The sequence below is a fragment of the Streptomyces sp. NPDC052042 genome (assembly GCF_044548345.1).
Taxonomy (GTDB): domain Bacteria; phylum Actinomycetota; class Actinomycetes; order Streptomycetales; family Streptomycetaceae; genus Streptomyces.
Genome location: NZ_JBIUBU010000032.1, coordinates 18610 through 44971, shown reverse-complemented (window position 1 = coordinate 44971; position 26362 = coordinate 18610). Strand labels below are relative to the sequence as shown.

The 26362-nt window shown below is 68.2% G+C and carries 21 protein-coding genes and 4 pseudogenes; 8 read left to right on the top strand and 17 right to left on the bottom strand.

Annotated features, from left to right (window positions below; translation table 11 throughout):
- Positions 1-167: 167 nt before the first annotated feature.
- The 10 genes from ACIHCL_RS32695 to ACIHCL_RS32650 all read right to left on the bottom strand — a co-directional run bounded on the left by ACIHCL_RS32695 (position 168) and on the right by ACIHCL_RS32650 (position 9233).
- A complete protein-coding gene (locus ACIHCL_RS32695) occupies positions 168-626 on the bottom strand; it encodes a RidA family protein (protein WP_399867717.1) in 459 nt (152 codons plus the stop codon).
- Between the two features lie 88 nt (positions 627-714).
- Positions 715-1971 (bottom strand): MBL fold metallo-hydrolase, encoded by a 1257-nt coding sequence (locus ACIHCL_RS32690; RefSeq protein ID WP_399867715.1) that lies wholly within the window; start codon positions 1969-1971, stop codon positions 715-717.
- Between the two features lie 129 nt (positions 1972-2100).
- The gene (locus ACIHCL_RS32685) at positions 2101-3006 is read right to left on the bottom strand and encodes an alpha/beta fold hydrolase (RefSeq protein WP_399867713.1); all 906 of its coding nucleotides are present in this window, start codon (positions 3004-3006) and stop codon (positions 2101-2103) included.
- Positions 3007-3016: 10 nt separating this feature from the next.
- Positions 3017-4945, bottom strand: a complete 1929-nt coding sequence (locus ACIHCL_RS32680; protein WP_399867711.1) for a flavin-containing monooxygenase — start codon at positions 4943-4945, stop codon at positions 3017-3019.
- A 100-nt stretch (positions 4946-5045) separates the two neighbouring features.
- The gene (locus ACIHCL_RS32675; protein WP_399867709.1) at positions 5046-6515 is read right to left on the bottom strand and encodes a 2-hydroxymuconic semialdehyde dehydrogenase; all 1470 of its coding nucleotides are present in this window, start codon (positions 6513-6515) and stop codon (positions 5046-5048) included.
- Positions 6516-6523: 8 nt separating this feature from the next.
- Entirely contained in the window at positions 6524-6826 is a 303-nt protein-coding gene (locus ACIHCL_RS32670) for a EutN/CcmL family microcompartment protein (protein WP_399867707.1), read from the bottom strand.
- Positions 6823-7170: a BMC domain-containing protein gene (locus ACIHCL_RS32665; protein ID WP_399867705.1), complete on the bottom strand. Its 348-nt coding sequence runs from the start codon at positions 7168-7170 to the stop codon at positions 6823-6825. Before ACIHCL_RS32665 ends, ACIHCL_RS32670 begins: the two co-directional genes overlap by 4 nt.
- A gap of 12 nt (positions 7171-7182) precedes the next feature.
- Positions 7183-7473, bottom strand: a complete 291-nt coding sequence (locus ACIHCL_RS32660; RefSeq protein WP_399867703.1) for a BMC domain-containing protein — start codon at positions 7471-7473, stop codon at positions 7183-7185.
- A 3-nt stretch (positions 7474-7476) separates the two neighbouring features.
- Positions 7477-8328: a hypothetical protein gene (locus ACIHCL_RS32655; RefSeq protein ID WP_399867702.1), complete on the bottom strand. Its 852-nt coding sequence runs from the start codon at positions 8326-8328 to the stop codon at positions 7477-7479.
- Positions 8325-9233 (bottom strand): tRNA U-34 5-methylaminomethyl-2-thiouridine biosynthesis protein, encoded by a 909-nt coding sequence (locus ACIHCL_RS32650; protein WP_399867701.1) that lies wholly within the window; start codon positions 9231-9233, stop codon positions 8325-8327. The genes ACIHCL_RS32655 and ACIHCL_RS32650 overlap by 4 nt, the downstream gene beginning before the upstream one ends.
- A gap of 240 nt (positions 9234-9473) precedes the next feature.
- On the opposite strand from ACIHCL_RS32650, the gene ACIHCL_RS32645 reads away from it, so the two are divergent.
- On the top strand, positions 9474-10313 hold the full coding sequence (locus tag ACIHCL_RS32645) for an IclR family transcriptional regulator (protein ID WP_399867699.1): 840 nt from the start codon (positions 9474-9476) through the stop codon (positions 10311-10313).
- Between the two features lie 345 nt (positions 10314-10658).
- Complete coding sequence (locus tag ACIHCL_RS32640; protein ID WP_399867697.1) at positions 10659-11984, top strand: MFS transporter; 1326 nt, start codon at positions 10659-10661, stop codon at positions 11982-11984.
- Positions 11985-12231: 247 nt separating this feature from the next.
- Here the strand turns inward: ACIHCL_RS32640 and ACIHCL_RS32635 are convergent, their stop codons facing one another.
- Positions 12232-12663, bottom strand: coding sequence for an SRPBCC family protein (locus ACIHCL_RS32635; RefSeq protein ID WP_399867696.1), 432 nt, complete (start codon positions 12661-12663; stop codon positions 12232-12234).
- 289 nt (positions 12664-12952) lie between these two features.
- Here ACIHCL_RS32635 and ACIHCL_RS32630 point away from each other — a divergent pair.
- A pseudogene (locus ACIHCL_RS32630) lies at positions 12953-13928 on the top strand (transposase).
- On the opposite strand, the gene ACIHCL_RS32625 reads toward ACIHCL_RS32630, so the two are convergent.
- Complete coding sequence (locus ACIHCL_RS32625; protein ID WP_399867695.1) at positions 13921-14436, bottom strand: hypothetical protein; 516 nt, start codon at positions 14434-14436, stop codon at positions 13921-13923. The pseudogene ACIHCL_RS32630 and the gene ACIHCL_RS32625 overlap by 8 nt on opposite strands.
- 365 nt (positions 14437-14801) lie before the next feature.
- Here ACIHCL_RS32625 and ACIHCL_RS32620 point away from each other — a divergent pair, with 365 nt between their 5' ends.
- Together ACIHCL_RS32620 and ACIHCL_RS32615 are read left to right on the top strand one after the other, a co-directional pair.
- Entirely contained in the window at positions 14802-15029 is a 228-nt protein-coding gene (locus tag ACIHCL_RS32620) for a hypothetical protein (RefSeq protein ID WP_399867694.1), read from the top strand.
- On the top strand, positions 15002-16453 hold the full coding sequence (locus ACIHCL_RS32615) for a zeta toxin family protein (RefSeq protein WP_399867692.1): 1452 nt from the start codon (positions 15002-15004) through the stop codon (positions 16451-16453). The genes ACIHCL_RS32620 and ACIHCL_RS32615 overlap by 28 nt, the downstream gene beginning before the upstream one ends.
- A gap of 144 nt (positions 16454-16597) precedes the next feature.
- On the opposite strand, the pseudogene ACIHCL_RS32610 reads toward ACIHCL_RS32615, so the two are convergent.
- From ACIHCL_RS32610 to ACIHCL_RS32600, 3 genes and pseudogenes are all read right to left on the bottom strand, one after another.
- Positions 16598-16720 (bottom strand): annotated as a pseudogene (locus tag ACIHCL_RS32610) (transposase); the annotation flags it as partial.
- A gap of 243 nt (positions 16721-16963) precedes the next feature.
- Complete coding sequence (locus ACIHCL_RS32605; RefSeq protein ID WP_399867690.1) at positions 16964-17758, bottom strand: alpha/beta fold hydrolase; 795 nt, start codon at positions 17756-17758, stop codon at positions 16964-16966.
- A gap of 332 nt (positions 17759-18090) precedes the next feature.
- Entirely contained in the window at positions 18091-19470 is a 1380-nt protein-coding gene (locus ACIHCL_RS32600; RefSeq protein WP_399867753.1) for an FtsW/RodA/SpoVE family cell cycle protein, read from the bottom strand.
- A 666-nt stretch (positions 19471-20136) separates the two neighbouring features.
- Here ACIHCL_RS32600 and ACIHCL_RS32595 point away from each other — a divergent pair.
- Positions 20137-22461, top strand: coding sequence for a collagenase (locus ACIHCL_RS32595; RefSeq protein WP_399867688.1), 2325 nt, complete (start codon positions 20137-20139; stop codon positions 22459-22461).
- A 12-nt stretch (positions 22462-22473) separates the two neighbouring features.
- Here the strand turns inward: ACIHCL_RS32595 and ACIHCL_RS32590 are convergent.
- A pseudogene (locus ACIHCL_RS32590) lies at positions 22474-22581 on the bottom strand (Ku protein); the annotation flags it as partial.
- Between ACIHCL_RS32590 and ACIHCL_RS32585 the strand changes: the two are divergent.
- Positions 22570-22754: pseudogene (locus tag ACIHCL_RS32585) on the top strand (hypothetical protein); the annotation flags it as partial. The pseudogenes ACIHCL_RS32590 and ACIHCL_RS32585 sit on opposite strands and share 12 nt — an antisense overlap.
- 32 nt (positions 22755-22786) lie before the next feature.
- A complete protein-coding gene (locus tag ACIHCL_RS32580; RefSeq protein WP_399867686.1) occupies positions 22787-24346 on the top strand; it encodes a PucR family transcriptional regulator in 1560 nt (519 codons plus the stop codon).
- A gap of 327 nt (positions 24347-24673) precedes the next feature.
- Here ACIHCL_RS32580 and ACIHCL_RS32575 read toward each other — a convergent pair whose 3' ends face one another.
- Positions 24674-26314: an amidohydrolase gene (locus ACIHCL_RS32575; RefSeq protein ID WP_399867684.1), complete on the bottom strand. Its 1641-nt coding sequence runs from the start codon at positions 26312-26314 to the stop codon at positions 24674-24676.
- Between the last annotated feature and the right edge of the window lie 48 nt (positions 26315-26362).

Here is a 26362-nt window from a genome sequence, read left to right as displayed (position 1 = left end):
AGGACGTGCACTCATTCGGTCCCGAGCCGGGGCACGGCGCTTTCTCTTCGGCGACCCGCCAGCCCGGCATCGCCGGAGCGGGCGTTCGCGAACCGTCGGAGGCCGCCGCATCCGCAGTACGCCGGGCCTGGCGGCCGGGTGGTGACAGTCGCCGGGCCCGGCAGCCTTCAGTGCTCTATGGACAGGACCATCTCAATCTCGACCGTGAAGCCCAACGGGAGCGCGGACGCTCCGATGGCAGAACGGGCATGCGAACCGCGCTCGGGGTCGAACAGCTCGTGCAGGAGGTCGGAAGCGCCGTCGATGACCTTCGGCGCGTCGCGGAACTCGGGGGCGCAGGCGACGAATCCCAGGGTCTTGATGATCCGGCCCACCCGATCCAGCGACCCGAGGGCGTCACGTGTCTGTGCCAGCAGGTTCAGCATGCAGTCACGTGCGGCGAGGCGTCCCTCCTCGACCGTGCGGTCGACTCCGACGTGCCCGACGTGCCCGTCGGCGCCTTGACCGGAGAGGAACAGCAGGTCGCCGTGGCGTACATATCCCAGGTAGTTGCCGGCCTTCGGCCGTAGCGGCGGAAGCACCAGGCCGAGTTGTGCGAGACGCTCTTCAGGAGAGACGGTGTTCAAGACCGCGCGCCTCCGCCCCGGTGGCCGGCGGTTCCACAGGTCCCGTGTGTTCGCACTGGACCATCCGTCCGGTCTGACTCACTCATCGTCACAGCACACCCTTCGCAGGTCGCATCTGCATGTCCTTTCTGCGGCCGGGTCGCCCCACCAGCCGGATCTCGTGCAGGTCGTGCCCGACGACGCTGCCGCCTCTGAAGTCTCGCCGTACGTGCTCCAGCCACTCGTCGTCCGAGACGACATCGGTGTGCGCGGGAGCGAGGTGGCTGAGGACGAGGTTGGATACCGCGGCGGACTCGGCCACCTTGCCCACCACGGAGTGCAGCGTGTGGCGCTCCTCCCAGTTGGCGAGCAGCCCCTCCATGAGGCCCGGCGCGGGCTTGAGCTCGGAGAGAAGGTGGTCGAGGTGGATCGACTCATGCAGCAGGAGGTCGCTGTCGGCGGCGAGCCGCAGCAGATTGTCGTTCGGCCTGGTGTCACCGCTGCACACCACGGAGCCGTGCTCGGTATCGAATCGGTAGGCGAACGCCGGGAAGCAGAAGCGGTGGTCGACCAGGGTGGCGGTCACCTTCACTCGGTCGTCCTCGAAGACCTTGAACGGGTCCATGGGCGGGCACCGGCGGGTGGCGTAGTCCGCGCCGGCGTCCTTGGGAATCTGTAGGTCCCTGGTCTGGATGAACTCACGGATGTCGGCGTGGTCCTCATCGACGTACCGGATATTGAGGTCGCCCTGAAACGCCGAGCCGAGGATACCGTCCACGACTTCGCTGATACCGGGGATCGGCGAGGCGACGTTCTCCACACGCCTCGGGAAGCTGGGTTGTCCCGGTGGGCCGTGATGCGGCAGGTCCAGGGGGACCGTACCGGGTCCCCAGATCGACAACGTGTCGGTGTAGGACTCCCCCGGCAACTCCCATGGCACCAGGAGCGCGTGAGGCAGTTCCAGGTAGTGGTCGGAGTGCATATGAGTGATGAAGATGTGGCGGAGATCCTCCCAGCGCAGACCGAGCTGCCGGTACCGCTGGACGGAACCGATACCCGCGTCCACCATGTAGCTGACGCCCTCGACGACGATCACTGTCGAGATCCCGGTGCGCCCGCGCCAGACGACCGGCCCGGCCGCGGTCCCCAACGTCAGGACGCGAAGGGCGGCGCTGTCCCGGGATGAGTGCTCTCCGGGCCCCGCGCTGGGTCCGCGCATCGAACCCGTCTGGGGCTTGGTGATCGTGGGGAGCGCCAGTTTCGGGGGCAGACCGTCGTCGCAGCAGTCCTGAGGGCTGGCAGGACTGCTTGCCAGCCGCCGGTGGCGCGTTCGGTCACCGACGCCCGAATGAAATACCTTTGCCATGGAATCGAACCTAGGTCGGGGTTCACAGCCGGTCCAACATGTGTCCGACAAGGCCGGACACCGGTTCCCACCACAGGACCTTGGGGTCGGACCAAGCGGTCGGATGACTGCTCACCGAGGCGTACACGGTTACCGCGCTGCCGCGCGGTCGATCCGGCGGAGAAAGCTGAGGAGAACAGGCAGGAGCACGTGAGGCATGTCGATGTTCGGTGCATGCTTGCATGCGAGATCCACCACCTCGCAGCGGGGCGCGGCGGCAGCGATGTGTGTGGCCCAGCCGGGCTCCAGCAGGCTGTCGCGCTTGCCTTGGACCAGGAGGACGGGGACATCGGTCGTGGCGAGGGCGGCAGGCCACGAGTCCTGGCGGGGCTGCTTGAGCGGCTCGGGCAACGTCACCCCGATGGCGGCCATCGTGCGGAAGTGTCCGGGTTGCCTGGCCCAGCGGGTGCGGTTGGCGGCCTGCTCCGCAAAGCCGGGAAAGTCGTCCACAAGCAGCCTGAGTATGCGTTCGATATCGGCCTGCGACCCGTCCCAGCGGGACAGCTGCCGTGACAACGGCGTTCTCCACGGTCCTCCGCCGCCCGCGATACTGACGACCGAACGCGCTGGGAGTGCTGCTTCGGGCAGAGCCCGCAGGGCGATCGTTCCTCCGAACGAGTTGCCGATGACATGCACTGGTTCTTCCACGGCCAGGGCTCGCAGAAAGGCCGCCAGGTGCTCGATACGGAACTCGTGAGGGGCCCGGTCGAAGTACGCCACCTTGTCGGTACCGCCGAAGCCCAGGAGGTCTGGGGCAAGGACACGGTAGTGCTGCGCGAACATGGGGATCATGGCTCCCCAGGTGACGTCGCTGCTGCCGCCCCACGCGCCGTCGTGCAGCAGCAGGAGCACAGGTGCGGTGGGGTCGCCCGCCTCCAGATAGCGCGTCGTATACCCCCCTGCCCTGACCCGTCGTTCGGTGACGGGGCCGGCGGTGCCTGCGACGGCGACAGCCGGCCCGTCGGCAGGGAGCAGGCTCGGATTGGTGTCAGGCATCTGGGATGTCCTATCCAAAGTGGTAGTCGGCGGGGTCAGGCCGCCTTGTCAGCCGCCAGTACTCGATGATCGGCAGCGGCCAGTTCTGCGTGACCCGACCGGAGGCGTTCTTGTACCAGCTGTTGACCCCCGGCGTGCTCCACGCCATCGACTGGTTCGCCTCGTCGATCCGGGCGTTGTAGGACTCGAACACGTCCTGGCGGCATTCCATGGCGCCCGCGCCGCGGCGCATCAGCTCCTGGATGCAGCCGATCGTGTAGTGCACTCCCGCCTCGGAGAAGAGGATGATGCTCCCGTTGAGAACCAGGTTGGTGTTCGGTCCGTAGAGGCAGAACAGGTTGGGGAACCCGGGGATCGTGATACCGAGGTACGCGCGTGCGTCACCCGCCCATTGCTCGTGCAGGTCGACACCACCTCGTCCGGTGATCTTCATGGGTTCGAGGAAGTGCGCGGCGAGGAAGCCGGTGCCGTAGATGATCACATCCACCTCGTGCTCGGCCCCGTCGGCGGTCACGATGTCCTTCTCGGTGATCTCCTTGATGCCCTCGGTGACCAGGTGAACGTGCTCCGACCTCAGAGTGCGCGCCCAGTCCCCGTTGTCACGCAGCATCCGCTTCGTATACGGGGGATAGTCCGGGATCACCTGGGCCAGCAGGTCAGGGCGGTCGGCGTACTGCCCCTCCAAGTGGGAGTGGAGTGCCTGGCGCACCGCTTCGTTCAGCTTCGACACGGACCGTTCGGACGTCCAGTCGGGATCGATCACCATGAACTGGCGTCTGGCCTCAAGACTGTTCCAGAACTGCATGAATCTGAACCACCGGTGGTAGTTGGGCACATGCCTCAACAGCCAGCGCATGCCGTCGGAAAGCTTGTCGTGATAGGTGGGGGTGGGCATCATCCATGGAGCGGTCCGCTGGAACACCCGCAGTTCCCCGACGTCGGAGGCAATGGCGGGGATCACCTGGTAGGCGCTGGCGCCGGTCCCTATGACGGCCACCCGCAGCCCTGTCAGGTCGACTTCATCCGGCCATTGCGCGGTGTGGAACGCCGCCCCTCGGAAACGATTCCGGCCGGGGATGTCCGGGTAGCTGGGGCGGTTGAGTTGGCCGACCGCGCTGATGACGGCATTGGCCCGGACGACCGACCGTGATCCGTCAGCGGACTCGCAGGTCAGCTCCCAGGTGGTAGTCCCCTCGTCGAAGTACGCGGAGATGACCTCGGTCCCGAAGCGGATGCGTGAGCGGATCGCGAAGTCGTCGACGACCGCGTTGAAGTAGCCGAAGATCTCGTCTCTGGGGGAGAACTGGTTCTGCCAGTCGGCCTTCTGTGCAAAGGAGTAGCTGTAAGCGAAATTGCTGGTGTCCAGTCGGCACCCGGGGTAGCGGTTCGCCCGCCAGGTGCCGCCCACATCCTCGCTCTTCTCAAGAACGATATAGGGGATTCCGGCCTGATCGAGGCGGTGAGCGGCAGCGATTCCCGACATCCCGGCCCCGATTACCGCGACCGTGAATTCCCTGTCCGGCGCAAGCTCGTCCTTGTGCCAGCTGGGCGCCCCGACGTCGCCGGTGAGCCCGAGTTCATGGTTCAGGAGCGGCAGGTAGTCGTCGGGAAGGTCTCCTGTGACGAACCGGACGAGCGCCCGCTGTTCCTCCAGGGATGTGGGTCCAGGCGGCGGCGCCCCCGCGTCGCGGTACCGCCGCAAGGCCGTGAGAGCGAGCTCGCGGGCCGCTGCCTGGGTCTCGGGGGACATCCCTCCCTGCGGAAGCAGGTCCGCGGCGGGTGAGGGAGGTGCCGGGCGGAAACGGTCCGCGATGAGCGCCTGGTCCCCGGTCAGATGAGCGAGGGCCGGCAGCAAGGCAGGCAGATCCGCGTCGAGCAGCGCCTCCCTGATCTCGTCATCACCAGCGGCAATGGGGTGGGCGGGTCGCGATACAGTCATGCCTGCGCTCACTCTCTCTATGGGCACACTACTGGTGGGTCGCGGCACGTACCTCGGCCCGCTCCAGGGAACTTCTTACGTCTGGGTATCTCGCCGAGGGTCAGGGACCAGCCAGGCGGATGCACACATTGGTGGGCTCACTGTAGAAATCCAGCGAGCGCCTTCCGCCTTCGCGGCCGATCCCGGACAGGCCGGTGCCACCGAACGGCGATCGCAGATCGCGCAGGTACCAGGCGTTGACCCATGACATACCCACGCGCATCTGCTGGGCCACCCGGTGGCCCCGCTCCAGATCGCTGGTCCACACCACGGCGGCCAGACCGTACTCGGTGTCGTTGGCCAGCGACACCGCTTCGGGCTCGCTGTCGAAGGGCACCAACCCGGCGACCGGCCCGAAGACCTCCTCCCGCATCACCCGGGAGGAGCTGTCCAGTCCGGTCCACAGGGTGGGCTCGACCCACGCTCCGCCGTCCAGTTCCGGCCCCAGAGCCGGGATGCCACCGCCGACGACGACCTCGGCGCCGTCCTCCACGGCTCGCTCCAGAAAGGAGGCCACCTTCGTCCTGTGCCCGAGGGAAATCAGTGGTCCGGTTGTCGTCCCGGCCTCGTAGGGCGACCCCAGACGCAGCGAAGTCGCCTTCTCTCTGAGCCGAGAGACGACTTCGTCGAAAACCGGCCGCTCGACATACACCCGCTCGGTACACAGGCAGACCTGTCCGGTATTGGTGAAGATGGAACGGCTCAGCCCTTCGACTGCCTGGTCGAGATCGGCGTCGGCGAACACGATGGCGGCGTTCTTGCCCCCCAACTCAAACGAAATCGGACGAACGTGGTCGGCCACAGCGCGCATGATCACCGAACCGGTGCGCGACTCCCCGGTGAACGTGATCGCGTCCACCCCAGGATGGGTGGTGAGGAACTCACCGGCCGATCCGGCACCGAACCCGTGGACCACGTTGAACACGCCGTCGGGGACGCCTGCCTCGGCCATGATCTCGGCGAGCACCACGGCCGACGAAGGTGTCTCCTCCGAAGGCTTGACGACCACCGCGTTTCCGCAGGCCAGAGCAGGTGCCACTTTCCAGGTGAGCAGAAGGAGCGGAAGGTTCCACGGGACGATGACCCCGACGACTCCCAGGGGTTTGGGCACCGCGTAATTCAGGGCCCTGCCGCCGTTCCCGAACTCGGTGATGAAGGCGTCCACACCGGTACAGGCAACCATGTCGGCAAAGCAGCGGAAGTTCATGGCCGCACGGGTGACATCCAGCTCCCGGGCAAGTGGGACGGGCTTCCCGGTATCCGCCACCTCGGCTCGCAGCAGATCATCGAACCGGGCTTCGATGGCGTCGGCGACACGATGGAGCAGGCGTGCCCGCTCGGCGACGGTAGTACGCCCCCAGGCGCCCTCCAGCGCCTCTCGCCCCGCGCGTACGGCGGCGTCCACGAGGCCGGAGCCGGCCTCGTGGACGACCGCTATCACGGAGCCATCGACCGGACTGACCTTCTCGAACGTCGAGATGCCCTCCACGAACCGGCCGCGTACGAAATTGCGGAGTTGGGATTGGCTCACATGCACGTTTACTCCCGGGTTTGGTCCGCAGGGTGCCCCGGCGCGCCGAGAGACACCACTGCGCCTTGGGTGTGGTTCTGGTCGGAGCCGCCGACCAGGGCGATCACCGCGGCATCGATGCCCTCACCGGCCAGCCTCTGGGCCGCGTCATCACCGGTCACCAGCACCGTGTTCCCCTCGGCCACTTCGACCAGATCGACGGCCACGACCAGCGGCCCCTCGATTGGCTTGACCATCACCAGGCGCCGCTTCGCCAACGACGGAATTTCCCGGTCGTTCCACAACCGTCCGACGACCTGGCCGACTATCACCCCGCACCCCCACCTTCCAGGCTCCTCGCCCCCGGGGACATCGCTGCCGCCAGCGCCTCACGTGAACCGTTCTCCAACAGCCCCAGCGACACCGCGTCAGGACGCGGATACATCCGCACCGCACGCAGTTCCCCGTACTCCCCCACTGCCGCGGACCCCGAATCCAGCGCCTGCCGCACGGCTGCGAGTTGCCCCTCTACCGCGACCGCGAAAAACCCGTACGAGATCCGCTCGATCCCGACCACTTCCACATTCGCGGTCTTCAGCATCGCCTCGATACCCGCCGCCAACGCGACCACTCCACGCGTCTCCACCAGGCCAACAGCCTGACCAGACTGGTTCATCGCACTTCCCTCCTACGAGTCCAGCAGTTCCGGATGAAGAGCGAGCGCCGCCACCGGCCCGGCCGGACTCGCGAAAATGATCGAACGTACCCGCGCGCCCGATACCTCACGCGCGGCCATCTCTCCTACCTCCACGGCTTCCTCCACCGTGGCCAGATCTCCCGTGACCGCGACCGCCACAAGTCCACCGCCGAGCCTGACGGTGCCGTTCACCTGTACCGAGGTCGCTTTCACCATGGCGTCGACCGCGTCAAAGACCGGCACGAACCCCTCTGCCTCGATAAACCCCACCGCGTGATTCACGATTCACCTCTCACTTGCTTTTACGAATGAGGACGGCCAGTGGACAACAGCTCCCCCGGTGCCCCACAGGGGGCCGTAGGCGAGAACACTCGCTGGGGAGGTGAGTTGTCCCGTCCCGGCCAGGAAGGCCAGGGCGCGGAACTGGCTGTCCACCTGTGCCGCGGACGCGTACTGCTCGCGGGCGGCCAGCGCCCGCTCCAGGTCACCGTCGGACAGCAGGTCGAGCATCCTGCGGTCCCACACCTGGTGCTCGCGGTTCTCGACGCGGTCCTCCTCCGGGGCTATCCAGCGCTGCGTCAAGCCGCTGGACAGTCCGGAGACGGCCACGAAGAAGACCCGTTTCCCGGAGGATTCCGCTGCCCGTACTCCTGCCCCGGCGATTGCCGCCAGGTCGTCGGCGGCGGCGTACAGATTGCACGAGACAAGAGCGGAAGGGACCTTGCCGCCGGGGTTGAGAACACTCTGGGCAACGATCGTTCCCGTGTCGATGGGAAAGTGCTCATAACGGGTACGCCGGGCTTGAAAGCCGGACCGTTCGGTCTCCGCTGCCCATTCCTCAGTCAATTCGACGTCGATGGGGAACGAATACCTCAGGGTCCCGTAATCGAAGTCGTACCAGTTCTCGTCGACGTGCACGCCCTGCGGGCGAGGGTCCATCTGGAACTGGTGACCCAGCACCGTGAACCACTGGGTCGAGAGGACCAGCAGCGCGTCCGGCGCCTCGTCCGCGATGATCCTGCCCACCTCAGTGGTTGCCTCCGCGAGCGCATCCCAACTGCTCGCCTTGTGCTCTGCGAGCAGCTGAGGCATCCCCGGAATCAGGGCCGCACCCGCGAAACCCGACGAACGGTTCATGCCGGTACCCCCCTGGGTTCCCAGGCCGCGACGGCGTTGCCCGTGCCGATAACCGTGCCGTAGGCCAGCACCTCACCGGTTCCTTCGGGCCACCCGAGAGCGGACAGCATCCAACTCAGACTGCCGGCCTTCGTCTCTGACTCGGTGGCTTCGATGTGCTCAGGGATGAACCCCTTGAGGTCGCCCGTCCGGCCGGCTCGAACAAGTTCGAGCAGGCGCATGTCCCACTGGTACTGGTGGTTGTTGTAGACGTGCTCACCAGCCATGTCCTCGGGCAGCTCGGGCTCCCGGTCCCAGTGCAGATGAGACAGCGAGTTCGAGCCTGCCAGGACGGCCCGGCGACCGGTCGCCTCGATCGCCTTGCGCGTGGCCTCCCCCAGCACCTCCATCTGGTCCAGCGAGCTGGTCGAGTAGTAGTAGGGGTTGTTGTTGGCGGACAGCGACACCACGGGGATATCCCATTCCGGGTTCAGCAGGTGGAGCGCGGTGATGGTGGCGTAGTCGACGCGCACCCCTTCGGCCTTGAGCTTCCGGGTCACCAAGCCGTCGGCGGACGCCTGGTCTGCGATGGCCTCGGCCAGCTCGACATCCGTCCGGAAGTCGTAGCGGTAGCGCAGCAGGTTGGGAAAGATCGGCTCCACGGAGATACCGCGTGGGTTGGGCACACAGTTCACGTGGTGGCCCACCATCGTGATCCAGTGCGGGGCGTGGATCACGATAACGTCCGGCCGAAGGGCTTTGATCCGCTTCCTGACGTTCTCGTAGGCCCAGCGCAGGACCTCCCATCCGCCCTGGGACCGCGGTTCGTTCTGCGGCGGATTCTCCGCGTACAGCAGGTGGGGCGGGTGCGGTGCGAGGTAGCCAGCGACGATGCCGGGACCGTCATCGATCGGCGAGGTGACCAAAGAGGGCCTACGCCGCCACGAGCTGTCTCCCGGTGTTGCACGAAAAATGCGCGACATGCGAAGAGTTTGAAACGCCGACGCGGAGGCGACCACAAGCTGTCCGGCAGTGCGGGACAGGAGCAGCAGATAGCCGACAGTCTCCGTCCCTCCAGGTAAGGGCGTGCCGCGCGCTCGGGCACCGGCCTACCGGACGCACGACCGAATCTGGCCACCCCCAGGTCCGATAGGTACTCTCTTCACATGATTGGTCCGTCCGGTTCCTCGGCAGAGTTCGGCTGGAGCACGTCGATGGAGGCACCAGGTGAACCGGATGGGAGGCACCGCAAGGTTTCTCCGGTCTCCTCGGTACTGAAGGCCACCCGCATCCTCCACAGCTTCAATGCCGTTGCGCCCTGCCAGAGCTTGCGGCAGATCGCGACTCGGACAGGCATTCCACGGACCACGGTCCACGGTCTGTGCGTGGCGCTCGTACAAGCGGAGATGCTGGAGCTGGTGCCGGGTCGTGGGTACCGGCTGGGACCCGCCTTCATCGGTCTCGGCGGTCAGGTGATCGAACGCGTTGGGCTGCTCGACGCGGCCAAGGACGTGGGGAAGCGATTCGTTCGGTTCGATCAGGTGGAGGCGCACCTCGCCCAACTGGTCGGGGGCTGGATCGTGTACTTGGACCGCACATCGAGCCTCTGGCGTCTCCCGACCGACGTGCATATGGGCTCTCGTGTACTCGCGCACACCACCGACTGCGGCCGGGCGGCGCTTGCCGCGCTGGCACCGGAGGAAGCGTGGCGGCGCATCGCCGTGGCTTGCGAGGCCGAATGCCAACCGGCACCGGATCGCCAGGCCCTCGAGGCCGATCTCGCCGAGGTGAAACGGCGAGGTTTCGCAACGGTCCCCGCCCAGCGTTCCGGCAGGGCGTCAGTCGGCGCCGCTATCACGAACCGCGCGGCCGTGCCGGTAGGTGGTGTGTCGATCTCCGCACCCGTGGACGCGCTACGCCGACGCGATGTGTTCGACGAGTTGGTGAAGGACCTACTGCTGGTGGCAACGACCATCGGCCGACGGCTGCCCCACCTAACGGAGTGATGGCGCCGACCGGGCACAGGCATCCACCGCAGTCCCGAGGCGTGGACGCGACTCCGGCCCCACCGTTCATGACTATCCGAGTTCTGGGGCGAGCATCAAGGTATCTGTCCGGTCAAGCCGGACGGCCCGTTGGTAGTGGGCCGAGCGGGAGCGACCCTCGTCACATCTCACCGGAAGCGCGCCGGTCATCCGTGGACAAGGAGAAGGCGGCATCCCACCCGCTTCGGCCCCGGAACGCCTGACGCACCCACGCCAGGGCGGTGCCGCACAGCCACTGTGCCCGAGGCACCGCGCTGCCAGCAGTGACATCCCGCGGAAGGATCACAGAACCCGATGGCTTCCCCCATGCTCATGTCGACAAAGCAGGATCGGCTGCGCGTCGTCATCATCTGCTTCGCCTGCATCGTCCTGGACGGCTATGACCTGATCGTCTATGGCACTGTCGTGCCGGTTCTCCTCAACGACGACGTCTGGAATCTCACGCCGGACGAAGCCGGCGCCATCGGCTCCTACACGTTTATCGGCATGCTGGTCGGAACGCTCGCTGTCGGAACAATCACCGACCTCGTGGGGCGACGAAAGGTCCTGCTGTTCTGCCTCGTCTGGCTCTCAGCCGGGATGGTGCTGTGCGCCGTCGCACCGACCCCGACGACATTCGGCATCCTGCGCTTCTTGACCGGTATAGGTTTGGGCGGCCTCGCCCCGACAACCATCGCGTTGACACTTGAGTTCGCGCACCCGCGCTACCGCAGCCTGACCAACGCCCTGATGTTCTGCGGATACTCCGTCGGCGGCATCCTGGCCGCTCTCATCGCGCTCCCCACAGTTCCCGCCCTCGGCTGGCGCACCATGTTCTGGATCGGGGCGGCCCCGGTTCTCCTGCTCGTACCGCTGGCGTTCTTCCTCCTTCCGGAGTCTCCCAGCTTCCTTGCCGCTCGGGAGAAGCGCGCGCGGCTGAAGCCCGGTGCCGGGATCAGCCAGACGAAAAGCAAGCTGAGCGGCCAGGAAGGCACCGCACCCGGCGGCACCAGCAGACTCGCGCCGATCCGCGCTCTGTTCACCCACGGCAACAGGCGCCCCACCCTGCTGTTCGGCGTCGGAATGGCCATCGGGATGCTGCTGATCTACGGCCTCAACACCTGGCTCGCCCAGATCATGACGCAGGGCGGTTACTCCTTCGGGTCAGCGCTGCTCTTCGTCCTGGCACTGAACGTGGGCGCCATCCTGGGCACACCGGTCGCAGGTGCCATCGCGGACCGGCTCGGCGACCGCCGGGTGACGGTGACCATGTTCCTGGTGGCCGCTCTGTGCATCTTCCTGCTCAGCCTGCCCCTGCCCATCAGCGTCCGGCTGCTGCTCGTGGCCATCGCCGGTGCCGGCACCATAGGTACAACCATCCAGGTCAGCTCGTTCATCGGAAAGCGCTACGCCACCGAGAGCCGGGCGACCGCGCTTGGATGGGCGCTGTCCGTCGGCCGCCTCGGCGCAATCCTCGGTCCCGCCTACGGAGGCCGCGTCATCGGTTCCGACTGGGGCTTCAGGGCGAACTTCTACGCCTTCGCCATCCCCGCGCTGCTCGGCGCTCTGGCCATGTGGGCCATCCCCCGCCACGCCGCACTCGACTCGGCGGACACCCCGGCACCATCCGTCGACGTGGACAGCGCGCACTGAGGCGATGTTACGTACCCCGCCAGCGAAGACCCCTGGGCTGGAAGTTCGCACGTCAGATGACCTCGAAGAGCAATTCCGCGAGACGCAGGAGGGTACCGCCGCGGCCCCGGCCCATCGAATGAGAGCCGGAGCCGCGGCGGCTCCACGGTGGTGGCCGGGAAACCGACAGGGGCAACGAGCACCCGACGCCGGGAACCACCAAAGGGGTGGATGGACCGCCCTGCTGTCGTACTCGGTGGGGGGCGCCTCACTGTTCCTGTTCCACCAGCTCCTTGAAGTGCTCCAAGTCGTCCCTTACAAGCCGTTCGATCGCGGTCGCCTGGGCGAATCCCTTCGGCCCGCCGAACGCCTCCTTGACGGTGCCCGGGTCGTACTCGATCCGGGCCTGAACCCGGGTGTGCTCCCGGTCGATGGGCAGCAGTGAGAAGGTCCCCGCCAGTACCGGACCGCTCGTGGTCTGCCACTCCATCGTGTGTTCCTTGTCGCGGTCGGTGATCTCGGCGTCGTACTCCTGAACCCGGCCGCCGACGTCGACATCCAGGTGCGTCCGGTGCCCGTCCTTTGAACGAGCCTCGCGTACTCCTTTGACGAACCGCGGATAGGTCTCCGCACGGTGGAGGGCTTCCCAGGCCGCAGCGATCGGAATGTCGACGTCGATCTGTTCTTCGAGAGTGCTCATCGGCCACCTCGCAACTTGGTTCACGGCTTACGGGGCCATATCTCCATTGTCGCCCGTTATGCTTTCGCGGTCCTGCAAGAGGGCCTCTGGCCTCCGGGCCCGGCATGACTTCCCCCCCTTGTTGTTCATGATCCGGGGGTGGTGTCACCGGCTCCGAAGGCATCGACGGACCACTGATGAGGGGCTTGAGCGCCGGCTTCACCCAGGCCGGAATAGCTCTCCGTAACGTGGATGTGGCAGCTCGGTGCCCTGGCAAGGCCGGACGAAAGCGTGATGGAGGGGCCTGCACGTGATCGACACCGGCGACATCGACGTCTTCCTCGGCCTGGACGTCGGCAAGAGCGAACACCACGCCACCGCCGTCACCCCAGCCAGAAGAAATCCTCCGGCAAGCGCCTGCCCAACACCGAGCCCAAGCTCCGCGAGCTGTTTGCGAAACTCCAGGCCAAGCACGGAACGGTGCTGGTCGTGGTCGATCAGCCGGCCTCGATCGGCGCCCTGCCACTGGCGGTCGCTCGGGACATGGGCTGCACCGTCTGTTGACCCAGATCCATCCGTCGCTGGAACGGGTCCTGGGGCCGCGGTTGCAGCACCCGACCGTCCTGACGCTGCTGGAGCGGTTCGGGTCACCGGCCCAGATACGCAAGGCCGGACGGCGGCGGCTGGTCACCCTGCTGCGGCCGAAGGCGCCGAGGACGGCCGAGCGTCTGTTCGAGGAGATCTTCGCCGCCCTGGACGAGCAGACCGTCACCGTTCCGGGGACCGAGGCGGCCGCCCTGATCGTCCCGAGCCTGGCCGTCTCACTGAAGGCCGTCCTTGACCAGCGCAAACTGCTGGCCGCCCGGATCGAGGAACTCCTGGACGCCCACCCTCTTTCGAAGGTCCTGACGTCGGTGCCGGGAGTCGGCGTCAGGACCGGAGCCCGCATCCTGATCGAGGTCGGCGACGGCAGCACCTTCCCGACCGCCGGCCACCTCGCCGCCTACGGCGGACTCGCCCCGGCGACCCGCAGCTCGGGCCCCTCGATCCGCGGCGAACAACCCTCCAGGAGAGGAAACAAGCAGCTCAAACGGGCCTTCTTCCTCTCCGCGTTCGCCGCCCTGGGCGACCCGGCATCCCGGGCCTACTACGACAAGAAGATCGCCCAGGGCAAGCACCACACCCAGGCCCTGCTCCGCCTCGCCAGACGCCGGGCCGACGTGCTGTTCGCGATGCTCCGCGACGGCACCTTCTACGAACCGCAGCCGTCGGCCGCAGTCACCTGACCTGCGGGTCTGCGAGGAGAACGACTCGATCGGCCTCTACATCGAAGCCGAGCACTGGATGGCCATAGTCGCCTTCCGGGTCCATCAGCACGGGCTTGCCCAGCCGGCGCCCGATCTCCCGGAGAAAGCCGCAGAACACATCAAGGCGATCCTGGCCCTGCAACTCCCGAAGGTCGACGTCGAAGTCGACTTCATCGTCAGCATGAAAACGGAAGATGGCCAACACATCGGCAGTCGGCCAAACCCGCAGGTCCGGGCAGTCTGCATCCGCCGGGCGGGACAGTACGGCCTCTGTCCGAGGCACCGGAAGCACCGTCTCCCCCTCGGAGTACTGGCACTTCCAGCCCTTCTCCGCGACAAGATCGAGGACCGCCTGCCAGTCCTCCACCGAGGCATCCGGGACACGCACGTCCGGCAACGCCCCCATCAAGTCCGGGTCGAAGAAGGAACTAACGTCATCCCACCGCAGATCAGCCGCCCCGCCATGCTGCCCGGCTCGCCGACCCACGCACCCCAGCCATCGACGCTGAGGAGTTCCTGAAGGCCCTGAGACCGTCACCGGCTACTCCGCCCGCCACCACACCTGCCGCACCGTCCCCACCGGACGCCCTGCTCTCCAGCGCTCTCCGCGGCGCCGCCTACGCCACCGGGGCCGGACTCATCGGCCTCGGCTTCGGGTGGATCCAGCAGCACCTGCAGATCCGCGCGGTTGCCGCGCCGCTGTTGACGGATCCGGCCAGAAGATCGGTTTATCGTCAATCACCAGCGAACCCCCAGCAGTACGGCCGGGCCCCCACTACACAAGAAGACGCGCACGTCGCCCTCCGCTTCCACGCCTGAGGGCGGCTCGGTCTGACGGGGAGGTCCAGCAGATTGCTGACGATCAACGTGGCGGTACTGCTCGCGATCAGCATCGTCCTCCGGCCGCGCCGCCGGACGCAGGTACACAGCCGGCTGGGCGAGAAGTTCACCGTGATCACTGTCCTGGCCCTGGGCGTGCTCATCGCCCCGACCCCCGTCGGCCAGGGAATCCTCGACTTCCTCGGCCAGCTCGCGAGCGGCGCCACACTGCGGTGTCGGCCGACGACCGCACCCAGCTGATCGCCCGCGTCCAGGACTGGAAGGCAGAACTGCTCACTCTGAAGGGCGCCGTGGCTGAGGCGAGCGACTACTTCCTCACCGAGAAGCAGCTACGCGACCGCTTCGAGGAGCGGGTCAAGGATTTCGTCTTCTCCGGCTACGCTCCGCAGGACCAGCCCGTGCTGGTCCTGTTGGGCGGGCAGCCCGCCGCGGGCAAGAGCCAGGCCATGGCCGCCTCCGAACAGCGGCACGCCAACCAGCATCTCGTTCCCCTGACCGGCGATGAGTTGCGTCCGTTCCACCCCCAGCACCAGAAGATCCTGGACAACGAGCCGTGGCTGTTCCCCGAGGCCACCGGGCAGGCCTCCGGCGCCTGGGTGCGGATGAGCATCGAGTACGCGCGGGACTACGGCTACAGCCTGATGCTTGAAGGCGACTTCAGGGATCCGGCCATGACCCTGGCCACGGCGGAGGAATTCGCCGGGCTGGGCCGCCGCGTCGAAGTCGTTGGCCTGGGAGTACGCGCCGAGCGCAGCCGCTTGGACAGCCTGTGCCGGTTCCTGGAAGGCGGCCGCTGGACTCTGCCGGACCGACATGACCTGGCGTACCGGATGATGCCGGAGACGATCGCGGCCGCTGAGGCGAGCCCGGCCGTGCACCGCATCACCGTCACCGACCGCAGCGGTGCCGACCTGTACGTCAACGACCGTTCGCCGGACAGCCGATGGATCAGCAAGCCTGCAGCCGTGAACGCCCTGCACGCCAGCCGGGCACGGCAGCTGCCCCCGGACGAGGCGGCCTGCTGGTTGGGCCTGCACCAGCAGGTCGTGACAGAACTTGCGGTGCGGGGCCAGGTCGACGCCACCTCCATACCTGTGCTGCAGCAGGTGGCCGTCGACGCCGAGACGGTCGCCGCCATGGACCCCAACTCGCAGAGCCCGGCCCGCCTCGCGCACACGGCGGCGCGACCGCTGCTACAAGTCCTGGCCTGCGAACCCATCGCCCCCGGTGCCCCGCTCCCGCTGCTGCTGACGCCTGACAGCGTCCTGGCGCCCCGGGGCGAGCGGATTGCCTTGGCGGCCACTGAGCCGACTCCGGATGTCTCTGGACCGCGTGTGGATCTGGTCCAGCGACTGATCGAACAGGGCGCGCCGGCGGAGCTGATCGACCGAGCACGCACCGCCGCACGGGAGGACCAGGAATACGCACAGGACATGGCGCGGCGCCCAGGCGCGGAAATCGCCCAACGGTGGGAGGAGGGCAGGCGTACTTCCGCAGAGTTGGAGCGGCGCCAGCGGCTTCCGCTCGCCATGCGACAGGCTGAGGACGCGGTGCGGCAACGCCTGCATGACCGTCTGCAGCGCTCTTCGCCGTCACAGATACCACCGCAGCCCGAAGCACCCCGGCCACGTAGATGGGTCGATCGGCGACATGGCTGTCCCTGATCTTGGTTCTGGCTCAACTTCTGTGCATTTACGCCGCCCCTGTCCGGGACCCACTTCGAGCAAGCCGCTGACCTGCCGGTTCACTAGAATCGTCAACCTCGGGAGCCGGGAATCAGCTCGGCTTCACAGAAGTTGAGCCAGAACCCTGATCTTGACGAGCACGGCGTCGATGAAGGCGACCGGGTAGACCGAATCGAGCGGGCGGGTGCGCCATTCCGCCATCGATTCCAGGGCCTTGATGGTGATCGTGAGGATGGTCTCCTTCGTGGTCGTCATCCGGCACTGACCTGGACGTGGACCAGAGTCCCGAGCAGTACGGCCGGCAGACAGCAGAGGGCGGTGAGGAAGAGCGACACTTCCAACGGGGCAGACATGACCGAGGCGTGCCCGGCGGACTGGGGCTCCCTGGCTTCCACACACCCTCCCAGGAGCGCTGACGCGCTCGTCACCGCGAGGCTCGTCGGTGACGGGAAGCCGTCGGCGGCCGGCTGCTTGACGGCTGCATCGATGTCAGGAGCCGCCCGCAGCCGCGGTGGCACCCTGGAGGATCAGGTCGGCCACGGCGTCAGGGCGGGCGATGAGGGACACGTGGCAGGAGTCGATCTCCTGCGTGTGGGAGTGGGCGCGTTTGGCCTCGAAGCGCTCCTGCTGGGGGCTGACGGTCATGTCCTGCCGTCCCACCAGGGCCCAGGACGGAATCTCCTTCCAGGCCGCGACCTTGGCCGTCTGGGAGAACGCGGTCGTGGCCGCCGGGCGCTGGGTGGCACCCAACAGGTTCGCCTGGCTCTCGGGCAGGCAGTTGGCGAAGACCGGGTGGACCTTGTCCCGCTTGAGGTAGAGGTCGGTGCCGCCGCCGCCGGCCGTCCGGTACGGCACGGAGTTCGTGGCGGTGCCCAGGGCGGTGGGGAAACGGGCCGACAGCGACATACCGCTCTCACCGACATCCAGCATCAGCGCGTTGATGTAGATCAGGGATTTGACCCGGGGGTTTCCCGTTGCGGCAGTACTGATGACGGCACCGCCGTAGGAATGACCGGCCAGTACGATCGGGCCTTTGACCGTCTTCAGGACGGAGGCGATGTATGCGGAATCGCTGTACAGGCCGCGCAGCGGGTTGGCCGGGGCCATCACGGTGTAACCGCGGCGCTGCAGGCGCTCGATCACCCCGTTCCAGCTGGAGCTGTCCGCGAAGGCGCCGTGCACCAGGACGACGGTCGGCTTGGCTGCGCTCGCACCGCTGTTCGCCGCCACTGGGACCGTGGTCAGCGCGGACAGGGCGGTGACCGCGCACCCTGCCGTCGCCACGCGCAGCGTTCTGCTTCGGAGCAGTGAGCCGTGTATCGCGGGTACTGTCATGGTGGCCTCGCTCTCGATAGGGGCCTACGGCACCTCAGCGTTCACGCGGCCAGACCGAACGGGCCAGGCAATGACATCCAAAGGGGTGACTTCGGCGCGGCATCGGAGTGACATCCCGCATCAGCCGTGGCGTCACATCACGCCCGCGCCAGAGCCCGACCCCCTGCGCTCTCGGAGGCGCTTCCCGTCCTCGCCGGGATGGGCGCAGACCGCCCCCGGCCGCATGCATCACCATCGTGACTGCCCTCGGCCGGCTCGGCAGCGGGGACCAAGCAGGGGAGCTACCGACGGGGCGCGGGCGTCCGTGCGGCCTGTGGTTCGCGGCGGCGCTGTGCGCCGTCGCTGATGCGGATGAGCAGGGCGATCATGAGCCAGTTGGCAACCATGGATGAGCCGCCCTTGGCGAGGAACGGCAGAGCCTTGCCGGTCAGCGGGATCAGACCCAGTACGCCCCCGGCCACGATGAAGACCTGCAACACCAGAGCGCTGGCCAGGCCCACGGCCAGGAGCTTGCCGAACGGGTCGCGGGCGACCACACCGGTGCGCAGGCCGCGCTCGGCGAGCAGGGCGTACAGCAGCAGCACCGCCATGACTCCGGCCAGGCCTAGTTCCTCACCGACGGAGGTGAGAATGAAGTCGCTGTTGCCCGCGAAGCCGATCAGCTCCGGGTGCCCCTGGCCAAGGCCGGTTCCGGTGACGCCTCCGCTGCCAAAACTGAACAGGGCCTGGGCCAACTGGTCGGACATGCCCGTCTGCTGGCCCTTGGCGGTGAAGGCGTCCATGGGGTGCAGCCAGGCCACCACCCGCCCGTGGACGTGAGGTTCCATCGAGCCCACGGCTGCGGCCCCGACGACGGCCATGAGCAGACCGCACACCACCCAGCTGGTCCGCTCGGTGGCCAGGTACAGCATGATCACGAAGAGGCCGAAGAAGATCAGCGACGTACCGAGGTCCCGCTCGAAGATCAGCACCAGGAGGCTGATGATCCAGATGGTGACGATGGGTCCCATCTGCCGCCCGGGGGGCAGCCGCACGCCCAGCACCCGGCGTCCCGTGAGGGCCAACGCGTCGCGGCTGACGGTGAGATAGCCCGCGAAGAACACCGCGATCATGATCTTCACGAACTCGCCAGGCTGCATCGACAGCGGCCCCAGCGTGATCCACCGCTTGGCGCCGAACTGGTCGGCACCGAAGAACGCCGGAGCCATCAGCAGCACCAGCGCGGCGGCCATCATCACGTACAAGTAGCGCTGGAGCCGACGGTAGTCGCGCAGCATCAGCAGGACGCCCACGCATACCGCGATGCCGATCACGGTCCACATCAACTGCCCGCTGCCGGCCTGGTCGATGCGCAGGTAGGGCTTGGCCGCGTAGGTGATGTCCAGGCGGTGCAGCAACACCAGGCCCAGGCCGGTCAACAGCAGCGCGATCGGCAGGATCAGCGGATCGGCGCGCGGCGCCCACAGCCGTACCGCGATGTGCGCGACGAGGGCGAGCAGCAGCACGCTCGCGCCGAAGCCGAAGACTCCCGTGGAAACGTGCCCCTGCATCGACAGCCCGGTATAGGCGTAGCCCCCCACCGTGATCATCACGACGAAGCCGAGCAGCCACGCCTCGATGCGCCGCCGGTTCGGCGCCAGAGCGAACGCCTCGATGGACATGGTGTGCTCGGCCTCGTACCCGTCGGACACGGACGGCGGCCGGGCTGTGGTCGTCACTCCCCGCACAGTGATCCCTTCACACTCGATCGAGGCCGCCCCTGTCGGCACCCTCACCCGCCTCATCCCCGGCCAGGCCATGACCGGGCGGTGGTGCCCACAGCGCCGCCCTGACTGTCCGGCCGGCTCACTCTGAGCTCCGCACCAGATGAGACGTATCGCGAGCTCTGACAGTTGCACATTCGCGCAATCCGGCCGGCTCGCATACATCAGCCGCTACCGCCTCAGCGCGAAATGCACCGGCGAGGACGTCGTCATCCCCCTGCGCCGCACGACCTGAGCCGAGAACCAGATCCGAGGAACCGCAGCCGGTGCGGAGCTCGCCGCGCTTGGCCGCACCCTGCCCTGGTCGGTGGAGCATCCGGGGCGAAGACCCGACCGGGCCCGGCAGGTCGCCCCTGCGGGAGGTGCGGCCATCGGCGACCCCCGCGCAGCCAAGGGATGGTAATGGCCCTCGGAGCCGCCGATCTTGCAACGTTTCGGTTGCGACGGGCGGCAATCCAATCCGGAATCTTCCCACGCGACGGGACGTGTGCAATTTTACATGTCACACACCAATAGGCCACATGTCCCAACGTGCGGTCACGACGGCTCCGGAGGCCCCCACAGATGCGCCCATCCCGGATATCAACGGCCAACGCGCGCAGGCTCCCTGCGCTCGGCGCGGCCTTCTTCATCACGCTCGGCCTGTTCGCACCGCAAAGCCAGGCCGCCCCCGTCGCCGCCCCGGCCGGCATCAACGCCGCCGGACCCGCGGCCCCGGCGCCGCGGTCGATCCCGGTTCCCAAGTCGCCCGACGCCACGACCGACGGCTCCGGCTTCAAGATCTCCTCACAGGACTCCCTCGAAGAGTCCGCCCCGGCCGCCGCCCCGACCGCCGAACCCGCCAGGACCGGCAAGCAGTTCAAGGCCGCCGCCGGCGGGAACGACTGCGGCGACCTGTCCGGAGTGATCAACGCCACGGGCAGCGCGCTGATCCAGCAGCTCAAGGCTCTTCCCGAGGTCAGCTGCACCTACCCGCTGTTCAACCTCACCGGGGCCGACGCCGGGAAGACGTTCCGCGAGGCCCAGATGGTGACCGTCGCCAACGCGCTGCGCGACGCCTCCGCCACCTACCCGGGCGACAACAGCACCTCCGTGGGCCAGTTGGTGATGTTCCTGCGTGCCGGCTACTACGTGCAGGACAACCACGGGGACGTCGTCGGCGCATACGGCACGGCGCTGCAGACCTCGGCCCGCGGCGCGCTGGACGCCTTCTTCGCCGCCCCGCACAGCAAGGACATCACCAACGCCAACGGCGACACCCTCAACGAGGTCGTCACGCTCATCGACAGCACCCACGAAGCCGGCCGCTACGCCGGCGTCGTCAAGTGGATGCTCGCCGGCTACGACGCCACCTGGCCGAACCGGATGGTCCTCTCCCTCGAGAACGCCGAGCGCGTCATCGAGAACGGCTTCGATGCCAAGAACGACAGCCGGGGCTGGCGGGCCGCGCTCAAGGCCGACCCCGCCATCCTCAACACCTGGGCCGACTTCATCACCCGCAACGACGCACAGCTGAACCGCTGGGACACCGTCAGCAACATCGGCCGCTTCCTCGGTCACGCCCTCGATGTCCCCGAGCTCAAGGACCGGGTCCGGCCGCTGCTGAAGGACCTGATCAACCGCTACCCGAACGTCGGCCCCACCGCCCCGATCACCATGAACCTGGGCTGGGCCACGCGTCAGTACGACAAGGGCAACTGCGAGGCCTACGGCATCTGCGACCTGGGCAGCCGCGTACTCCCGATGGTCCTGCCGATCCAGCACACCTGCACCCCGGACCTGAAGATCCGCGCCCAGGACATGTCCCCCGGACAGCTGGCCACCACCTGCACCAGCCTGATCAACCAGGACGCCTACTTCCACCGGGTGATCGGCGACAAGGGCCCGATCCCCGGTGACGTGAACACCAACCTGGAGGTCGTCGTCTTCGACGACTACACCCAGTACTCGCTGTACGCCTGGGCCATCTACGACATCGACGTCGACAACGGCGGCATGTACGAGGAGGGCGACCCGTCCAAGCCGGGCAACCAGGCCCGCTTCATCGCCCACGAGGCGTCCTGGCTGCGCCCCAGGTTCGAGGTCTGGAACCTCAACCACGAGTACACCCACTTCCTCGACGGCCGCTACAACATGTACGGCGACTTCGAAGCCAGCCAGACCACGCCGACCATCTGGTGGGTCGAGGGCATCGCCGAGAACATCTCGTACGGCTACCGCCAGGAGCGCAACGCCGACGCGATCGCCGAGGCAGGCAAGAAGACCTACAAGCTCAGCGAGTTGTTCGACACCGTCTACGGACAGGACGAGGACCCCGACGTCAACTCGGCCAGGGTCTACCGGTGGGGCTTCCTGGCGGTCCGCTACATGCTGCAGGCACACCCCGCGGACATCGAGACCGTGCTCAGCAAGTACCGCACCGGTGACTGGGACGGGGCCCGCACCTTCCTGAAGCAGACCATCGGCACCAGCTACGACGCCGACTTCGCCACCTGGCTGACGACCACCTGCGCGACCGACGACTGCGGCCCCCTGCCGGAGGCCCCGTCCACCCCGCTCTGCACCAACGCCGACCCGCGCCAGTTCGACAAGAACTGCCGCCGGGACAACCTCGCGGCCACCACCGGCAACTACAGCAGCCACTTCCTGTACCTGCCGGCCGGCGTCAAGCAACTGACCATCACCAGCACCGGCGGCACCGGCAACGCCGACCTGTACTACAACGGCACCAGCTGGGCCACCACCACCTCGCACCAGGCGAAGTCCACCAACGCCGGCAACAACGAGACGCTGACCATCGACAACCCGCCCTCCGGCTGGGTCTACTTCAGCCTCGCCGCCGGACAGCAGGACTTCAGCGACGTGAGCGTCACCACGCAGTACCGGTAGGCCGACGGCCTACGGGGCGAGGCAGGCAGGGCCGCGGATCCCGTCCGGCCACCGCATGCCGTGCAGCACGATCGCACCTTCCCGCACCCGCAGCATCCCAAGCCGTTCGCGGCCGTGCCACCGCCCGTCCCGCTCCACTCGGACGGGCGAGCCGAGGTGCTGCGGGTGCCGCCCTGCTCCTGTACACCGACGGTCTGGTCGAGTCCCGGCAGCGCGAGGTTCAAACCGGCATCGAGATGCTGCGCACTCGACCGCGCCGGACGGCCTGTCAGCAGCGCCGCCCGCCCCACCCGGGGGGCTTGACGTGCGTGACACACTCCGAGTCATGATCACGCTCAAGGACGTCCTCGCGCTGCCCGGTCTTGGACTCGGCCTCGTCGATGGCGACGGGGCCGGGGGCGAGACCGACGCCCTCGGCCAGGAGGTGCGCTGGGCGCACGTGAGCGAACTGGAGGACCCGACGCCCTGGCTGCTCGGCGGTGAACTGCTGCTGTCCACCGGGCTCAACCGGTTCGAGGACGCGGCGCAGACCCTCGCCTACTGCGAGCGCCTGACGCGGGTGGGCGTCGTGGCGCTCGGGGTCAGCACCGGCGCGAGCCTGCCGCACCCCGAGCTGCCTGCCGTGCTCCTGGCCGGGTGCGCTGCGGCCGGCCTGCCCTTGGTGCACGTGCCCGAGAACACCGGACTGCAATCGATCATCCAGGCCGTCTCGGACGCGCTGAATGCCGAGCAAACGGAGCCGATGCGCCGTGCGCTGCTCGCCCAGCGGAACCTCGCAGAGGCCGCCGCGCAGGTCAAGGGACCGGACGCCGTGCTGGCGGGAATGGCCGAGACCAGTGGCATGCACTCGGCCCTGTTCGACGGTGAGATGCGGGTCGTGGCCGAATGGGGCAGCGCCGCTCTGGACCTCGCCGAGGTGCGTCGCACGGTCCGGGCACGCCTGCTGAGCTCGTCCCCGTGGTCGGTCGCGATGGACGCCGGGAAGTGGACGATGACCATCGCTCCGGTCCTCACCGCGGGGACCATGCGCGGCATCCTCGTCGTGGCCAAACCGGGCCCATGGACCGAGTACGACCGCGCCCTGCGGTCCATGGCGCACTCCCTGCTTGCGGTCCTCCTCGAACTACGGCACCGGGCCGGGCAGAGGCGTCGGGCGGCGCGTGCGCAGGCGTTCGACGCCCTCCTCGACGACGCCAAAGAGGCGTCCGAGGTGGAGGAACGGCTCGTTCGGGCCGAACTCGGCTGGGTGACCCGGGTGCAGGTGGTCACCGTGGCGGCGCTGGAGACCCCGGGGCGCCGGGCGGCCTTCGTGGCGGGCCTCCAGGATCTGGCCGCCGACGTCCTGGTCCGCTCGGCGGGCGGGACGATTCAGCTGGGGCTTCTCGGCCCCGACGACGGTGCCGAGAAGCGGGCGGAGGCGCTGGCCGCCGAGTGCGGCATCGCCAGGGCGGGCATGAGCCGGCCGGTGCACCGGTCAGAAGGGCATGTGGCGCTGCGTCAGGCCGAGCGGGCCTACCACGTCGCCGACACACGCGGTGTGCCGTTCGTGGTGCTGGAACGGCTCGGCGGATACCGGGCGCTGCTGTCCCTGGGGAGCGGCGCGGACCGGCAGGAGTACGCCCACCAGGTTCTCAGCCCGCTCATGACCCCGGAAGCGCGGGGCGCCGACCTCTACGGAGCGTTGCGCGCGTACGTGCGCTCCGCCGGGAACACCGAGGTCGCCGCAGCCCATCTGGGAGTTCACCGGCACACCGCGCGCGCCCGGCTGCGCCGTGTCGCGGAGCTGACAGGGCTGGACCCGGTGCGGGCGCTGGATCTCTTCGAGCTGTGGCTTGCGGTGGAGATCCGGGAGCTGTTCGAGGAGCGTGAAGCGGCCGACGGCTGAGCGGGCGGCGCCGGCTGTCGATGCGCCACCCAGCCGGCCCGCGGCGGGCCGCGGGCCGGGGTGCGGTGCCCAGTCGGGGCGTGCCAGGAGCGGGTCGGGAAGGGGTGGCGCGGGCCGGGGCGGAATCCGCCGGGTCGGCGCCGAGCTGTGCCGTCCAAAGTGCCTGCGCACGCGCACGCCGACGCCACACCTGCCCCGTCACCCGCCTGGGCCGGCAGTCGTCGATGCACCCCGCGTCCGAGCCGGCCTGTTCGGGATGGCAGACGCCCGGGTCTGCGGGCGGCAGGCGCCCAGTGCCCTGACGACGGACCGGCCGGTGGCCCGCCGTCAGCCGAAGATCCCCTGCGGGTCGTACTCCGCCACGCCGCCGACCACTGTGGCCAGGACCGTCGTGCCGCCGATCTCCTCGGTCGCGCAGGTGGTGATGTCCCGGCCGAGGACGACCATGTCGGCGAGGTAGCCGGGGGCGAGGCGGCCGAGTTCGTGGTCGGTGCGCTGCGCGTACGCCGAACCGACGGTGTAGGTGCGCAGCGCCTCCAGCACGGACACCGCCTCGTGGCCGTTGAAGAGCCGGCCCGACGGCGTGCGCCGCTCGACCATGGACTGGATCGCGGGAAGCGGGCCGCCGTCGGCGACGACGGGCCGGTCCGAGCCGCTGGCGACCACGATGCCGCGCTCGGCGAATGACGCGTGTCGGTACGTCCACGGCAGGCGGTCCTCGCCGAGCACGGAGGCGACTCCGTCGCCCAGCTCGGCGACGAACCGGCCCTGGGTGGAGGCGATGACGCCGAGCCGGGCGAACCGGTCGAGCTGCTCGGGACGGACCACAGAGGCGTGCTCGATGCGGTGGCGCGGGTCGGGGCGGGTCCCCGCGCGGGCGACCGCACCGAGCACGTCCAGGGCCACATCGACGGCGTGGTCACCGATCGCGTGGACGGCCAGTTGCCAGCCCGCGGCGGCGGCGTCCACGGCAGTAGCGGTGAGCTCCTCCGCCGTGAACTGCATGACGCCCGCGTGGTCGTGGCCGCAGAAGTTCGCCGTCATCGAAGCGGTCCGGCTCATCAACGCGCCGTCGGTGAACATCTTCAGCGGTCCGATGCGCAGCCGCTCGTCGCCCAGGCCGGTGCGCAGGCCGAGGTCGAGCCCGCGCCGGAACGGGTCGCTGTCCGCGCTGGCCAACGTGTGCAGGTTCTCCATCGCGACCATGAGCTGGACGCGTTGGCGGATCGCGCCTTCCTCGACGGCCCGCTGGTAGACACCGCCCTCGACCGGGCTCGACCCGACGAGCGGGGAGTCTCCGATGCCGGCCTCGGAGACCGAGGTGAGCCCCTCGGCGAGGTAGACGCGGGATGCGGCGCCGAGCGCGTCGATCAGATCGCGCTGCGGGAACGGTTTGCGCAGCCCGCGGAAATCCGCCATCGCCCGCTCGGTGACCAGGCCGGTCGGCGTGCCGTCGGCATGCCGTTCCACCGTTCCGCCCTCCGGATCCGGGTACGACGCCGCCATCGCGCCCACCGCCTCGAAGACCGCGGTGCTGGCGACCAGCAGATGGCTCGTGCGGTGCAGCAGCAGGACCTTGCGGCCGCCGCCCGCGCGGTCCAGCTCCTCGCGGAGCGGATGGCCCCCCAGCACCGTCTGGTCGTATCCCGAGCCGGTGATCCATGCGTCGGGGGCCGCCCCGGCCGCCCGTGCCGCGATCAGGCTGAGGAGTTCGTCCCGCGAACGCAGTGCGCTGCAGTCGATCTCCCCGAGGCGCTGGCCGAACTGCGCCATGTGGTTGTGCGAGTCGTTGAACCCGGGGACCACGGTCGCGCCGCCGACGCTGACCTCACGCCGGGCGCGCACCCCCTCCACCTGCTCGTCCAGGCCGACCACCCGTCCCCGCCAGATGCCGACACTGCGGGCGAAGGGGCGGCCTCCGTCCATCGTGACGACGCGGGCATCGGTGAGCAGTAGGTCCAGTTCCATGCGCGTCACCCTACGCACGCACCGCCGAGCCGGGTGCTGGACATCCTG